Here is a 13,550-nt window from a genome sequence, read left to right as displayed (position 1 = left end):
GGCTCCGCCGCGTGGGCGCGACAAGCCACTGGCGGCCCGCACTCTCCACACAACCCGCGGGAGCCCCTAACGTGCACCTCATGCGCCTATCCAGACGAGCACTCCTCGCAGCGACCACGGCAGCAACCGCACTCTCCTCCGCACCCCCCGCCTCCGCAGCCCCGCACCGCCACCTGCACACCGGCTTCGAGCGCCTCGCAGCCGACGGCTACACCCTCCTCAACGGCCAACGCGTAGGAATCGTCACCAACCCCACCGGCATCACCCGGGACGCCCGGCACATCGTCGACGTCATGCACGCCGATCCTCACGTGGACCTCCGGGCCGTCTTCGGCCCGGAACACGGCTTCCGCGGCACCGCGCAGGCCGGCGGCTCCGAGGGCCGCTACGACGACCCCGCCACCGGGCTCCCGGTCTACGACACCTATCTGAAGAGCGGCCAACCCCTCGCCGACGTCTTCACCGCGTCCGGCGTCGACACCGTCGTCTTCGACATCCAGGACGTGGGCGCGCGCTTCTACACGTACATCTGGACGCTCTACGACTGCATGGAGGCGGCCCAGCTCGCCGGGAAACGGTTCGTGGTGCTCGACCGCCCGAACCCGGTCACCGGCCGCTTTGCCGAAGGCCCCGTCCTGCACAAGGAGTTCGCCACCTTCATCGGCAGGCAGCCGATCTCGCAGGCGCACGGCATGACGGTCGCCGAGCTGGCGCGGCTGTTCAACGGGGAGTTCCTGACCACGCCCGTCGCGCTGGACACCGTACTGATGACCGGATGGAAGCGGTCGCAGTTCTACGACGCGTCCGGGCTGCCGTGGGTGCCGCCGAGCCCCAACATGCCCACGCCGGACACCGCGTTGGTGTACTCGGGGACGTGTCTCTTCGAGGGGACGAACCTGTCGGAGGGGCGGGGCACCACCCGTCCCTTCGAGTTGCTCGGCGCGGAGGGGATCGACGGGCGGTGGGCCGCCGCCGCGAACGAACTCGGGCTGCCGGGCGTGCATTTCAGGGAGGCGTACTTCGCGCCGACGTTCTCCAAGTTCCAGGGCAGGACGGTCGGCGGGGTGCAGATCCATGTGCACGACCGGGCCGCGTACGACCCCGTGCGCACGGGGGTCGCGCTGCTCGTGACCGCGAAACGCGGGTGGTCCGGGTTCGCCTGGCGGTCCGACAACTGGATCGACAAGCTCACCGGCTCGACCCAGGTGCGGACCGCGATCGACGCGGGCGCGGGCCCCGACGAGGTGGTGGCGGGCTGGCGGGAGGAGCTGGCGGCGTTCCGCCGCATCCGTAAGGAGTACCTGCTGTACAGATGAGCCCCTGGGCCGAACCGGGCAGTTGACTCGCGAAGTATGGCCAACTTCGCCCCACAGGAGGACGATGCGACGGCATCGCACCACTTCGGGGGACGAGGGGGCCAGTCATGGCGGATCCGGCGATGAGCGTGAGTCCGTACTGGGAGTTGACCTTCGACGCGGACGGCGACCCGGACGGCGGACGGCGCGACCGGCTGCTGTCCGGTGTCGCGGAGCGCGGCGTCAAGGATCTGATCGTCTTCGCGCACGGCTGGAACAACGACCGTTCGGGCGCGACCCGGCTCTACAGCCGCTTCTTCGCGCCGATCCCGGAGCTCGCGCCCAAGGCGAAGCTCGGGTTCGTGGGGGTGGTGTGGCCGTCGATGCGGTTCTGCGACGAGCCGATCCCGGACTTCCCGCGGTCGGTGGCGGCCGAGACCACCCGGCGTCCGGCGCTGGACAAGGACACCCGGCACGCCCTGCTGGAGACCTTCCCGGGCCGGGCGACCGTGATCGACCAGATCGCGCGGATGCTGGACCAGCAGCCCCGCGAGGAGTCCGAGTTGGAGGAGTTCGGGCGGCTGGTACGGATGCTGGTCGAGGTGGTCCCGGCGGGGCCGCAGGCGCTGTTCGGGGCGGACACCCTCGCGGAGGGCGTGCCGCAGAGCGAGCCGGACATGTTCTCCGGTCCGGTGGTGGGGGTGTGCGAGGACTTCGCGCGGGGGCTCGCCGAGGTCGAGGCACCGGACGGGGTGCCGGAGGGAGTGCCGGACGGCGTGACGGAGGGGTTCTCGATCCCCAACCCCTGGGACGGGGCGCACGAGTTGCTGCGGCAGGCGACGTACTACGCGATGAAGCGGCGCGCCGGGACGGTCGGTGAGCGGGGGCTCGGGCGGGTGATCGGGCAGCTCGCGGCGAAGCGGCCGGAGGTGCGGGTGCATCTCGTCGGGCACAGCTTCGGCGGGCGTCTGGTGTCGTTCGCGCTGCGCGGCCTGCCCGAGGGGGTGCACACCGTGAAGTCGGTGACGCTGCTCCAAGGGGCCTTCTCGCACTACGCGTTCGCGGCCCGGCTGCCGCACGACGCGCGCGCGGGCGGGGTGTTGCAGGGGCAGCAGAACCGTATCGACGGCCCCCTCGTGTGCTGCTTCTCCCGCTTCGACCAGGCGCTGAGCACCATGTATCCGCTGGCCTCGCGCATGGCCGGGGACGCGGCGAGCGCCGCCGGGGTGGACCTGGGGCGGATGCTGGGCGCCAAGTGGGGGGCGATGGGCCATGACGGGGTGCAGGCCGTGCCGGGTACGCGCGCGTGGAAGCTCGCCGACGCGCTCAAGACGACGCTGCCGACCTCGGGGTGCGTGAACGTCGACGCGGCGTCGGTGGTGAAGGACGGCGGTGCGCCGGCCGGCGCGCACAGCGACATCGTGCACCGCGAGCTGGCACAGCTGGTGGTGGCGGCGGGCCGTATCCGCTGACCCGCCGCCACCGTCCGTTCAGCTCACCGGTGTGAGGTGAACTCCACGACCTGCTGGTAGGTCGGCCGGTTCTGCCAGCTGATGTTGTAGTGCTTGATGCCGCCGAGGGTGCGCTGGACGATCGAGTCGGCACACCACTGGTCGCCCGCGGAACACAGGTCGTCACCCGGGTAGACCTGGGCCGCGGTCTTGCCGGCCGCCGTCTTCAGGGTGCTGATCAGGATGTCCCGGCAGGCGCTGAGGCTGCCGCCGCCGCAGTACTTGTTCGCCAGCGGCCCCTGCACGGTCTCGCCGAGCACCGCGCGGATGTCCTTGTCGACGTAGGACCACCAGCCGTACTGGAAGGAGCTGCCCGCGTGCGCGCCGGTCGGGCCGTGCGCGGCCGACGGGGACTCGTCGACGGGCAGGTTGGCCTGGAACGCGGTGAACAGGTCACTGCCGAGGCCGGGTTTGAACTCGCCCTCCACCAGGAGCGGCCACCACGCGTCCAGGATGCGGATCGCGTCCGCGTTGGCGTACGCCTTCGAACCCGCCGACGTCTCCGTGCGCTTGCCGCCCGCCGTGAGCCAGGTCTGGAGCTTGGTCACCGCCGCCGCGGCCGTGGAGTCGGTGACCGTACTGCTGTTGATGACCTTCAGCAGGTCGGGCAGCACGTCCTCCGCGCGCAGATCGGCGAGCGCCGCGTCGGCCATCGCCTTCACCAGCGCGGCCCGGGTGACGCCGCCCGCGGCGACGAGCTTCTTCACGCGGTCCTCCAGGAGGTTGCCGCGATGCACCGAGCCGTCGCCCCAGGGCGCGGTGGTGTAGTCCTTCGCCTGTTTGTTGTTCCAGGAGATGTAGTAGTCCTGGTCGATGGAGTTGGGGTGGGCCGAAGCCGCCGTGTAGTCGGCGGTGTTGGTCGTCGGGTTCCAGTTCTTCCACTCGTACGCCGACTGCGCCCACACCGGGAACTCTGCGTCGACGCCGCTCGCGCGGACCGGGTTGTCGCCGCTGTTGTAGTACGCGGTGTGCGTGGAGTCGGCGTAGAACCAGTTGAACGTGTAGTTGATGTGCTGCACCGCGCTCTGGAAGGTCTGCGGGCTCTTGACGTAGTCCGGGTCGTTCAGCATCTGGAAGCCGATGATCGAGTCGGCCTCGTGCATGTACGACGAGCGCAGGGTGGTGTAGGCGACCTTCTTGCCGCCGACGGTCGCGCGGTACTCCACCGGGCCGTACTTGGTGCGCCAGACCCGCATGGTGTACGAGCCGGCGGCGGTGCCGTCGGCCGTGGTCGGGGCCCAGGAGTTCTTCTGTTCGATCTTCTCCATGGCCGTGCAGGTGCCGTGGTAGAGGTAGTGGTAGTCGTCCTGGCACAGCTCGACGGCGTAGCTGTCGATGATGTCCTGGCCGGAGGTGGTGGCGGACCACGCGTAGTCCTGGCCGCGACCGAGTTCGACGTACATGCTCAGACCCGCGAAGGAGGCGCCGCGGGCGCTGATGCCCGGGCCCTGGATCTCCTGGAGCATGAGCAACTGGGGTGCGAAGTAGCCGGTCTGCGGGCCGAAGACGGCGACCGGGTGGCCGCTCGCGGTGTACTTGCCGCTCACCACGAGGGCGTTGGACATGCCGCGCTTGGCGGAGGTGAGGGCGTTCGCGGTCGCCGTGGCGGCTGCCGCCGAGGCGCTCTGGTCGCCGCCGGTGCCGGTCGGGTCGTAGACCAGGGGCTCGGTGGACACGGAGTCGGCGTCGGGGAGTGCCTCGCCCTGCGGGGTCGTGGGCTTGGTGGCGTACGGGAAGCTCTCGCCGTTGTGGACGGTGAGGACCGCCTCGGGGTCGTTGCGCTCGCGGAAGGACTCCCAGACCTCGGTGCCCTTCGTCACGCCGTACTGCTCCTGGGCGGCCAGCAGCGATATCGCGTTGTTGACCTCGCCACCGCCGCCGGAACCGAACAGGGCGCCGATGACGGAGGCCAGCGCGACCAGGTCGGTGAGCTTGAAGTGGTCGATGGTGCCGGCGTTGGTGACGGAGTCCTTGTGGCCGGTCAGCACGTACTCGCCAGGGAAGTAGCGGCCGCTGTCGGAGGCGTCGATGTAGGCGTTGATGCCGGCCAGGTAGGCGTTGGCGTCGGCGAGCGCCTGCTGGCCGCGGGTGCCGTTGTTGGCCACGGCGTTGTCGATCTGGGTCTGGAGATCGGCCTCGCTGTAGGGGGCGTTGCGCCAGAACTGCTGCTCAAGGCCCTGGTTGGAGGGGGCGCCGCCGGCGAAGGTGGTCAGCTGGCCGCGTCCGACGTGGCGGAAGACGTCCATCAGCCACAGCCGGTCCTGGGCCGCCGCATAGCCGGCGCCGAACTCGGTGCCGTATCTGGTGGTACCGGTGATGTGTGGCACACCCGTCTTCTTGTCGCGGACGATCGTCACGTCGGTGCGGCCCGCCGGGCTGAGGGTGGAGGCGACCTGATCGGAGGCCACGCCGAACGAGGCGTCGTTGAAGAAGGTGTTGATGGTGGCGTTGGTGAGCGAGGAGTAGCCCTTGGCCAGGTTGGCGTAGGGGCCGAGCTGGTCCTCGGCGTGCTCGGGCTGGGAGCCGAAGGCCTGGTTGAGGAGGATCTGGGCGAGGGTGGCGTTGCCGTTCTCGCCGGGCGGCAGGATGTCGGAGCACTGACTGCCGCAGTAGTCGTTGGCGGCCGTCGCCTCGGCTGCCGCCGCTGCTTGGCCAAGAGGGGACAAAAGACCGGCAATCAGGGCGCATACGGATGCGGTCTTCAGGAACCCGGTGAGTCTGCCGGGAGTTCTCAGTCTGTCGAGAGCGGTGCGTGAGGTGCGCCGAGGCATGGCAGCTCCTACCGACGGGGGTGGGCCGGACGTTACCGCCGGTATCCCCGGGATTGAAGATGAACATGCGTCAAGTTTTGGTACCCGATCCGGAGGCGAATGGGGGTCATCGGAAATCGGATGGAGCCAAATCGCTTGTCGATACGTCTATTCGGCGACGTCCGTTCGACGACGCCGAAGTGACCGAAGTACAGGTGCAGGTGTGACGGAGGTGCAGGGCGATGGCCGGTTTCCGGAGTCTGGCGAGACAGGTGCGAGATCCACGGTGCGATCTGGCGCTGCGACGCTACTCACTGCGCAAGTGCCTTGAGCGCTTCGCTCCGTACGGACACAGGGCGACCTGGGACCACTTGTGCTCCCGGGCGGGATTCGGTCCCGAGGACCGCTCCCCCGATCCGGCGCGGCTCGTGGCCGCGTTGGACGAGCTGGAGGAGGCGCGTTCGGTCTGGCTGGCCTATGAGGTCGAGTTCGCCGAGCGACGCAAGAAGGAGAAGCACGACGGACTGCGCAGGCCCGGCAGTGTCGACGACTGGCACCGGCTGACCTGGGGCGGTTTCGGTGTCGCCTGGTGCGACGACCCGCGGCTCCACCCCCGTGAACCGCTGGCCGACGTGCTGCGCAAACTGATCTCCGGGCTGGAGCGTGAACCGGGTTCCCTGTGCCCGGTGTGCCGCGGGGAGCGACTGGTCTGGAAGTACGACCTGGCCCACGAACCCTCCTCGGGCCCCGTCTGCACGGACTGCGGGATCGTGGTGCCGCGTCCGGTGCTGACGCCCGAGGCCCTGGCGGCGTCCAGGCGTGGACGGCTGCTGGTGTCCGCCTGAGTGGTGCGACCCGGGGGTGCGCCGGGGATGCCGCACCCCCTCTTTGACGACGTACGACGACGTACGACGACGTACGAGACGTGTGACGACGTATGGCGGCGTACGACGACGTACGAGACGTGTGACGACGTATGGCGGCCGTGAGCGTTGCCCCGGGTTTTCCACATCGGGCCGGTTGTCCACAGGTACGGCCTTCGCCGGGGTCGTTGTCGGTGCCGACTGGCACCATCGAGTCATGGTTCAGGTGTGTCTCAACGGGCCCCGAGGGGCGGCCGACGGTGCGGCGGTGCCGCTGTCACCGGAGGCGATGGCCGAGTCCGCGGCGGCGGCGGTCGCGGCCGGGGCCACGGACGTCCATGTCCACCCCAAGACGCCCTGCGGCGGCGACACGCTGTCACCCCGGGTGCTCGCGACCACCCTGGAGGCGATACGGGCACGGGTGTCGGTCCCGGTCGGCGTCACCACAGGCGCCTGGGCGGAACCTGACCCCGCGGCCCGCCTGGAGCGGATCCGAAGCTGGACGGCACTCCCCGACCACGCGTCGGTCAACTGGCACGAACCGGGTGCGGAGGAGCTGGCCGCCGCGCTGATCGAGCGGGGCGTGGGCGTGGAGGCCGGGATCTGGTCCGGTACGGACGCGGCGGCGCGGTTCGCGAGATCACCGCTCGGGCCGAGGATGCTGCGGGTGCTGGCCGAGGTGACGGACACCTCACCGGACACCGCCCAGGACACGGCCCGCGCCCTGCTGACCGACCTCGGCACGGCACCGCACGGCCGCCCGGTGCTGCTGCACGGCGAGGACGGCGGGGCGTGGCCGGTCCTGCGGCTGGCCGGACGCCTGCGTCTTGCGACCCGGATCGGCCTGGAGGACACGCTGCTGCTGCCGGACGGCGAACCGGCGGCGTCCAACGCGCAGTTGGTGGCGGCGGGGCTGGTCCAGTACGGGTGGGCGAGACGCTCGTCGTGAACGGACCGGCGACGGTACCAGCCACAAATCCCCTCGCTCCACCCCTTTCACATACGGACAGTTGGAGGCGATGAAACACACCTGAGCACATGACCGAGGAGCCCCGATGTCGACGCTGCGCGTCACCGCCGAAGTGCTGACCGTCCACGACCACCCCAACGCCGACGCGCTCGAACTGGCCCAGGTGGGCCTGTACCGGGCCGTCGTCGCCAAGGGCGCCTATCGCACCGGCGACGCGGCCGTGTACATCCCCGAGCAGTCCGTGCTGCCCGCCGGTCTGATCGAGGAGTTGGGGCTGACCGGACGGCTGGCCGGTGGCAACGCGGACCGGGTCAAGGCCGTACGGCTGCGCGGTGAGCTCTCGCAGGGCATCGTGTGCCGGCCCTCGGCACTCGCCGGCGTCGACCTGACGCGGGCCGCCGTGGACGGCACCGACTTCGCGGAGCGGCTCGGCATCACCAAGTGGGTGCCCCCGATCCCGCCCACGATGAGCGGCGAGGTGGAGTCCGCGCCCGATCTGCTGCCCTGGGTCGACATCGAGAACATCCAGCGCTACCCGGACGTCTTCACCCCGGGCGAGCCGGTGGTCCTGACCGAGAAACTGCACGGCTCGGCGTGCCTGCTCACGTATCTCGCGGGCGAGGAGCGGGTGTACGTCTCCTCGAAGGGCTTCGGCGCGAAGTCGCTGGCGCTGAAGGAGGATCCGCGGAACCTGTACTGGCGGGCAGTGCACGCCCATGGCGTCCCCGAGGCCGCGGCCCGCCTGGCCGACCGGCTCGGCGCGACCCGGGTCGGCATCTTCGCCGAGGTCTACGGCGCGGGCGTGCAGGACCTCACGTACGGCGCGGACGGCCGCCGGGACACCCTCGGTTACGCGGTCTTCGACGTCTCCGCGGAGATCGACGGCGAGGTGCGCTGGCTGAACCCGGCGGAACTCCTGGACGGGGAGCTGCCGTTGGTCCCGAGGCTCTTCGAGGGGCCGTACGACATCGAGCGGGTGCTGGAGGCGGCAAGCGGCAAAGAAACGGTGTCGGGCCGCGACCTGCACCTGAGAGAGGGCGTCGTGATCCGTCCGACGACCGAGCGCTACAGCGAGGTGACGGGTGGCAGGGCAATAGCGAAGGCGGTGAGTCCGGAGTATCTGACCAGGAAGAACGCAACAGAGTACGAGTGAACGCACCTAAGGGGCGCGGGGAACTGCGCGACCAGCCACAACGCACCCGCACCCGGCAACGCCCCCCCCCCGCCCCCTTAGCCGCACCGCTCCTCAGGCACACACCGCTCCCCCCGATCCCGCTTCTCCACCAGCAACCGCGACCCCGCCCCCTGCCGTTCCCCGAAGACGTCATCCGGGTTGGACAGGACACACGACTCCAACGACAGACACCCGCACCCGATGCAGTCCGTGAGGTGATCCCGCAGACGATTCAACTGCTTGATCCGCTCGTCGAGTTCGGACCGCCACGCCTCCGACAACCGCGCCCAGTCCTCCCGCGTCGGCGTCCGCTCCTCCGGCAGTTCGGCCAGCGCCTCGCGAATCGTCGCCAGCGGAATGCCCACCCGCTGCGCGGCCCGCACGAAGGCGACCCGGCGCAGGGCGTCACGGGCGTAGCGGCGCTGGTTGCCCGTGGTGCGGCGGCTGCTGATCAGACCCTTGGCCTCGTAGAAGTGCAGGGCGGAGACGGCGGCACCGCTGCGCGCGGCGAGCTGGCCGACCGTGAGCTCGTGGATCTTCTCGGGAATCTGGGGCACCCCTCGAACCCTACCCAGACTTCCGTTGACACGGCCCCCGAGGCCGACCATGCTAAGCAGTCGCTTAGAGTGAGTCCGGAACGAGGAGGCGGGACATGGCAGAGCCGAGGATCTTCACGGGCGCCGACGACCTGAAGGCGGCGGTGGGCGAGCAGCTGGGGCACACCGACTGGCTGGAGGTCGACCAGAAGCGGATCGACCTGTTCGCCGACGCCACCGGCGACCACCAGTGGATCCACATCGATCCGGAGAAGGCCGCCACCGGGCCGTTCGGCACGACCATCGCGCACGGGTACCTGACCCTCTCCCTGCTCCCGCTCTTCGGGCCGCAGCTGATCAAGGTCGAGGGCGTGAAGATGGGCGTCAACTACGGCACCAACAAGGTGCGTTTCCCCGCGCCCGTCCCGGTCGGCTCGCGCCTGCGGGCCACCGCGGTGATCACCGGGGTCGACGATGTGCCGGGCGGCGTCCAGGTGACCGTCGCCTTCAGTGTCGAGCGCGAGGGCGGCGACAAGCCGGTGTGTGTCGCCGAGTCGGTGTCGCGCTACTACCTCTGAGGGCCACCGCCCCCGCGAGCTACTTGGCTCCCACCATCCGCAGCACGAGGTCGGCGTCGAGCGCGCCGACCTCGTCGGGCGTCCAGGGGCCGTCGACGTTGAACCAGCGGGCCACGTCGATGCAGAGGGACATCACGGCGAGGGTGGTGCCCTTGACGTCCAGGACGTCGAACTCGCCGGAGGCGACGCCGTCCTCGATGATCGCCCGCACCTCGGCGTCGCACTGCCGGCGCAGGTCGAGGATCTCGGCGCGGGCGTCGGGGCCGAGGGAGTCCAGCTCGTACTGGACGACGCGGGCCGTCGTACGGCCGCCGGCGTGCCAGCGGACGAAGGAGCCGACCGCGTCGGCGAGCCGCTCGGTGGCGGTGCCCTCGCGGCGGGCCGCGGTCCGCAGGATCTCCAGGGCCTTCGCGTGGCCGATCCGGCTGATGCGGTGGAGGAGCTCCTCCTTGGTCTTGTAGTGGATGTAGAGCGCGGCGGGGCTCATGCCCGCGCGGCCCGCGATGTCCCGCGTCGTCGTGGCGTGGTAGCCGCGCTCGGCGAAGGCCTCCACCGCCGCGATCAGCAGGCGCCGTGCCGCGTCGGGCGTGACCTCGCCCCACGCCGACGTCTCGCCGCCGGCCGTGTCCTCCGCCGTACTCATCGCTTGCTCGCCCCTCTCCACGTACAGAGGCACCACCATACCGCCCCAGGTGAGCGAGCGCTTAGTGCCCGTCCGGCGGATCAGGTCGCCGCAGTCCAGCAACACGGCTCAGAGCTTCTCGAACGGGTCGTGCTCGGCGAGGAGCTTCTCCAGGCGGGCCTGGTCGACGCGGCTGACGATCTGCCCGGCCTCCTGGCGGTCCCGGATGACCTTGGCGAGGGTGAAGGCGGAGGTGACGAGATACAGGACGGCGATGGCGAGGAAGCCCCGCACCCAGGCGTTGGCGTCCAGTCGGACGATGCCGATGGCGGTCGCCGCCATGGCGACGGCGAAGGACGCGACGGCCTGGCCGTAGAAGGCCGCCGTGCTCTGCTGCTTGACCGGTGTGTCGCTCATGGGGACCAGCTTCGGCGGACGCGGTGCGCGCCACATCCGCCGAGATACTCAGGCCCGCCGACGCAGGTACTCAGAACGCCTCAGAAGGCCGAAACCCCGGTCAGCGCCCGCCCGATGACCAGCTTCTGGATCTGGCTGGTGCCCTCGTAGAGGGTCATCACGCGGGCGTCGCGCAGCAGCTTGCCCGCCGGGTACTCGTCGATGTAGCCGTAGCCGCCGAAGACCTGGAGGGCGTTGTTGGCGGCCCGGACCGCGGCCTCCGAGGCGAAGAGCTTGGCCTTGGACGACTCGGTGGCGAAGGGCAGGCCGCGGTCGATGAGGTCGGCGACCCGCCAGGTGAGCAGCCGGGCCGCGTCGACGTCGACCGCGATGTCGCTGATCAGTTCCTGGACCAGCTGATGGCCCGCGATCGGCTTGCCGAACTGCTCCCGCTCACCGGCGTACCGCACGGCCGCGTCCAGGGCCGCCTGCGCGATGCCGACACAGCCCGCCGCGACCGACATCCGCCCCTTGGCGAGCGCCGACATGGCCACCGAGAACCCCTTGCCCTCCTCGCCCAGCAGCGCGGAGGCGGGGACGCGCACGTCCTCCAGGACCAGCTCGGCGGTGGCCTGGCCGCGCAGGCCGAGCTTGCCGTGGATGGTGCGGCGGCTCAGGCCGGGGGTGTCGGTCGGGACGAGGAAGGCGGAGACGCCCTTGTGGCCGGGGGCGTCGGTGGAGCGGGCGAACAGCAGCACCACGTCGGCCCAGGTGCCGTTGGTGATGAACATCTTGGTGCCGTTGATGACGTAGTCGTCGCCCTCGCGCACCGCGCGGGTGACGAGGTTCCCGGCGTCGGAGCCGGTGCCGGGTTCGGTGAGGCCGAAGCAGCCGACGTACTCCCCCGAGGTCAGCCCCGGCAGCCACTGCCGCCGCTGCTCCTCGCTCCCCCAGGCGGCGATGGTCTTGGCGACCAGGCCGAGGGAGACGGAGACGATCCCGCGCACGGAGGAGTCACCGCGGCCGAGTTCCTCGGTGACCAGGCAGTACGCCAGATGATCGCCGCCCGAGCCGCCGTACTCCTCGTCGATCGTCAGGCCCAGGAACCCGACCTCGCCGAGCTTCTTCACGATGCCCCGGTCGACCTCCTCGGCGCGGTCCCAGGCGATGACATGCGGGGCGATCTCGCGCTCCACGAAGTCGCGGGCGAGCCGCCGTACGGCCTCCTGCTCCTCGCTGAGTCCCAGGTTCACCACGAGATCACCCCACTTGAAAGGCGCATGAAAGGAGTACATTTAAATTAGCACTGCTAGTTTCTTTGTGCAGCCCTACTATGTGCGCCATGGCCCGACCGCGCAAGCCCCTCCTCAGCACCGACCGGATCGTCGAGACGGCACGGGCCCTCGTGGACGCGGAGGGCCTCGCGGCCGTCTCCACCCGGCGGCTCGCCGCCGAGCTGGGGGTCAGCGGGCCCTCGCTCTACAACCACTTCCGCACCAAGGACGAGATCCTGGAGGCCGTGGCCGACTCGGTCAGCGCCCAGGTCGACCTGTCGATGTTCGAGGACGGCCGCGACTGGCGGACCGCGCTGCACGACTGGGCCGTCTCCTACCGGTCCGCGATGCGGGACCATCCGCACATCGTTCCCGTCCTCGCCCAGGGGCCCGGCCGACGGCCCGCCGGACTGCGGGTCGCGGACGCGGTGTACGGCGCGATGGTCGACGCTGGCTGGCCGCCCGCGCAGGCCACGTCCATCGGCGCGCTGATGCGGTACTTCATCATGGGCTCCGCGCTCGGCTCCTTCGCCGGGGGTTTCGTGGACGACCAGAGCGCGTACGACCCCGCCGACTATCCGCACCTCGGCCAGGCCCACCTTCTCGCCGAGCAGCAGGAGAAGATCGACGAGCGGGCCTTCGAGACGGGGGTCGCTGCGCTGCTGGACGGGTTGGCGATGCAGTACGAGCAGGTCAGGCGGCCTGCGTAGAACGCTTCGGTGGGCGCCGAAGCGTTCGTGTTCCATGCTGGGAGGCATGACCTCCAGGGATCCCCAGGCTGCCCGGTTGGCCCGGCTGGCCGGGCTCATCGCCGACGAGACACGGGCCGCGTGTCTGCTGGCGCTCCTCGACGGACGGGCGTGGACGGCGAGTGAGCTTGCGCGGCACGCGGGGGTCGCGGCGTCGACGCTCAGTGAGCATCTGGGCAAGCTCGTCGCGGGTGGCCTGCTCGCGGAGGAGCGGCAGGGGCGGCACCGGTATGTGCGGCTCGCCGACGCGCGGGTGGCGCAGTTGGTGGAGGAACTGGCGGCGCAGGTGGCTCCGCCGGATGCGGGTGCGCGGCCACGGAGTCTGCGCGAGTCCAGTGCGGGGTCCGCGATGGCACGGGGGCGGACTTGTTATGACCATCTTGCGGGGCGGCTCGGGATCGTGGTCACCGATGCGATGACGACGCGTCTGCTGCTCAGCCAGGACGCGGGGTTCGCCCTTACGGACGCGGGGTTGGCGTGGTTCGACGCGGTGGGGATCGGGCTCGACCGGAAGAGTCGGCGGCCGTTGGTGCGGGGGTGTCTGGACTGGACGGAGCGGCGTCCTCATCTTGCCGGGGTGGCGGGGGCGGCGTTGTGCCGGCATGCGTTGGAGGTGGGGTGGTGTGTGCGGATCGGGTCGGAGCGGGCGGTGAAGGTGACGGCGTTGGGTGAGCGGGCGCTGGGTGAGCTCTTGGGTATCGAGTCAAGCGCGCTCAAGTAACTGCACAGGTTCGTATGCGTCTGCGGGTGCTTCGTGGCTGGTCGCGCAGTTCCCCGCGCCCCTGAGCGGCGTCACAGCTCCGTGTCTGAAAAGCGCGAGCCCCGCTCCTGT

General features: G+C 70.3%; 13 protein-coding genes. 8 read left to right on the top strand and 5 right to left on the bottom strand.

Annotation, left to right across the window (positions count from 1 at the left end):
• Window positions 1-80: 80 nt before the first annotated feature.
• Complete coding sequence (locus OG885_RS35570; RefSeq protein WP_405738680.1) at window positions 81-1,316, top strand: exo-beta-N-acetylmuramidase NamZ domain-containing protein; 1,236 nt, start codon at window positions 81-83, stop codon at window positions 1,314-1,316.
• Window positions 1,317-1,423: 107 nt separating this feature from the next.
• Complete coding sequence (locus OG885_RS35565; protein ID WP_405738677.1) at window positions 1,424-2,767, top strand: serine-threonine protein kinase; 1,344 nt, start codon at window positions 1,424-1,426, stop codon at window positions 2,765-2,767.
• A gap of 23 nt (window positions 2,768-2,790) precedes the next feature.
• Here the strand turns inward: OG885_RS35565 and OG885_RS35560 are convergent, their stop codons facing one another.
• Window positions 2,791-5,577 carry a penicillin acylase family protein gene (locus OG885_RS35560; RefSeq protein ID WP_405738674.1) on the bottom strand — a complete coding sequence of 929 codons (2,787 nt, stop codon included), beginning with the start codon at window positions 5,575-5,577 and terminating at the stop codon, window positions 2,791-2,793.
• A 221-nt stretch (window positions 5,578-5,798) separates the two neighbouring features.
• Between OG885_RS35560 and OG885_RS35555 the strand changes: the two genes are divergently transcribed.
• The 3 genes from OG885_RS35555 (at window position 5,799) to OG885_RS35545 (ending at window position 8,542) form a co-directional block, all read left to right on the top strand.
• Window positions 5,799-6,401 (top strand): hypothetical protein, encoded by a 603-nt coding sequence (locus OG885_RS35555; protein WP_399957679.1) that lies wholly within the window; start codon window positions 5,799-5,801, stop codon window positions 6,399-6,401.
• Window positions 6,402-6,636: 235 nt separating this feature from the next.
• Window positions 6,637-7,368, top strand: a complete 732-nt coding sequence (locus OG885_RS35550) for a 3-keto-5-aminohexanoate cleavage protein (protein WP_405738671.1) — start codon at window positions 6,637-6,639, stop codon at window positions 7,366-7,368.
• 106 nt (window positions 7,369-7,474) lie between these two features.
• Complete coding sequence (locus tag OG885_RS35545) at window positions 7,475-8,542, top strand: RNA ligase (ATP) (RefSeq protein ID WP_405738668.1); 1,068 nt, start codon at window positions 7,475-7,477, stop codon at window positions 8,540-8,542.
• A gap of 77 nt (window positions 8,543-8,619) precedes the next feature.
• On the opposite strand, the gene soxR is transcribed toward OG885_RS35545, so the two are convergent.
• Window positions 8,620-9,120, bottom strand: coding sequence for a redox-sensitive transcriptional activator SoxR (gene soxR / locus OG885_RS35540; protein ID WP_405738665.1), 501 nt, complete (start codon window positions 9,118-9,120; stop codon window positions 8,620-8,622).
• Window positions 9,121-9,215: 95 nt separating this feature from the next.
• Here soxR and OG885_RS35535 point away from each other — a divergent pair, with 95 nt between their 5' ends.
• Window positions 9,216-9,677, top strand: a complete 462-nt coding sequence (locus OG885_RS35535; RefSeq protein ID WP_405738662.1) for a MaoC family dehydratase — start codon at window positions 9,216-9,218, stop codon at window positions 9,675-9,677.
• A gap of 19 nt (window positions 9,678-9,696) precedes the next feature.
• On the opposite strand, the gene OG885_RS35530 is transcribed toward OG885_RS35535, so the two are convergent.
• The 3 genes from OG885_RS35530 to OG885_RS35520 all read right to left on the bottom strand — a co-directional run bounded on the left by OG885_RS35530 (window position 9,697) and on the right by OG885_RS35520 (window position 11,948).
• The gene (locus tag OG885_RS35530) at window positions 9,697-10,320 is read right to left on the bottom strand and encodes a TetR/AcrR family transcriptional regulator (RefSeq protein ID WP_399957665.1); all 624 of its coding nucleotides are present in this window, start codon (window positions 10,318-10,320) and stop codon (window positions 9,697-9,699) included.
• A gap of 108 nt (window positions 10,321-10,428) precedes the next feature.
• Window positions 10,429-10,716, bottom strand: coding sequence for a YiaA/YiaB family inner membrane protein (locus OG885_RS35525; protein ID WP_399957662.1), 288 nt, complete (start codon window positions 10,714-10,716; stop codon window positions 10,429-10,431).
• Window positions 10,717-10,796: 80 nt separating this feature from the next.
• Window positions 10,797-11,948, bottom strand: coding sequence for an acyl-CoA dehydrogenase family protein (locus tag OG885_RS35520; protein ID WP_405743020.1), 1,152 nt, complete (start codon window positions 11,946-11,948; stop codon window positions 10,797-10,799).
• An 89-nt stretch (window positions 11,949-12,037) separates the two neighbouring features.
• Between OG885_RS35520 and OG885_RS35515 the strand changes: the two genes are divergently transcribed.
• Both OG885_RS35515 and OG885_RS35510 read left to right on the top strand, forming a co-directional pair.
• Window positions 12,038-12,679 (top strand): TetR/AcrR family transcriptional regulator, encoded by a 642-nt coding sequence (locus OG885_RS35515; RefSeq protein ID WP_405738658.1) that lies wholly within the window; start codon window positions 12,038-12,040, stop codon window positions 12,677-12,679.
• 34 nt (window positions 12,680-12,713) lie between these two features.
• Complete coding sequence (locus tag OG885_RS35510; protein ID WP_405738656.1) at window positions 12,714-13,439, top strand: ArsR/SmtB family transcription factor; 726 nt, start codon at window positions 12,714-12,716, stop codon at window positions 13,437-13,439.
• Window positions 13,440-13,550 lie beyond the last annotated feature (111 nt).

Origin of the sequence: Streptomyces sp. NBC_00028, assembly GCF_045041065.1 — a bacterium.
Lineage (GTDB): Bacteria > Actinomycetota > Actinomycetes > Streptomycetales > Streptomycetaceae > Streptomyces.
This window is presented reverse-complemented; position numbering and strand designations above follow the sequence as displayed.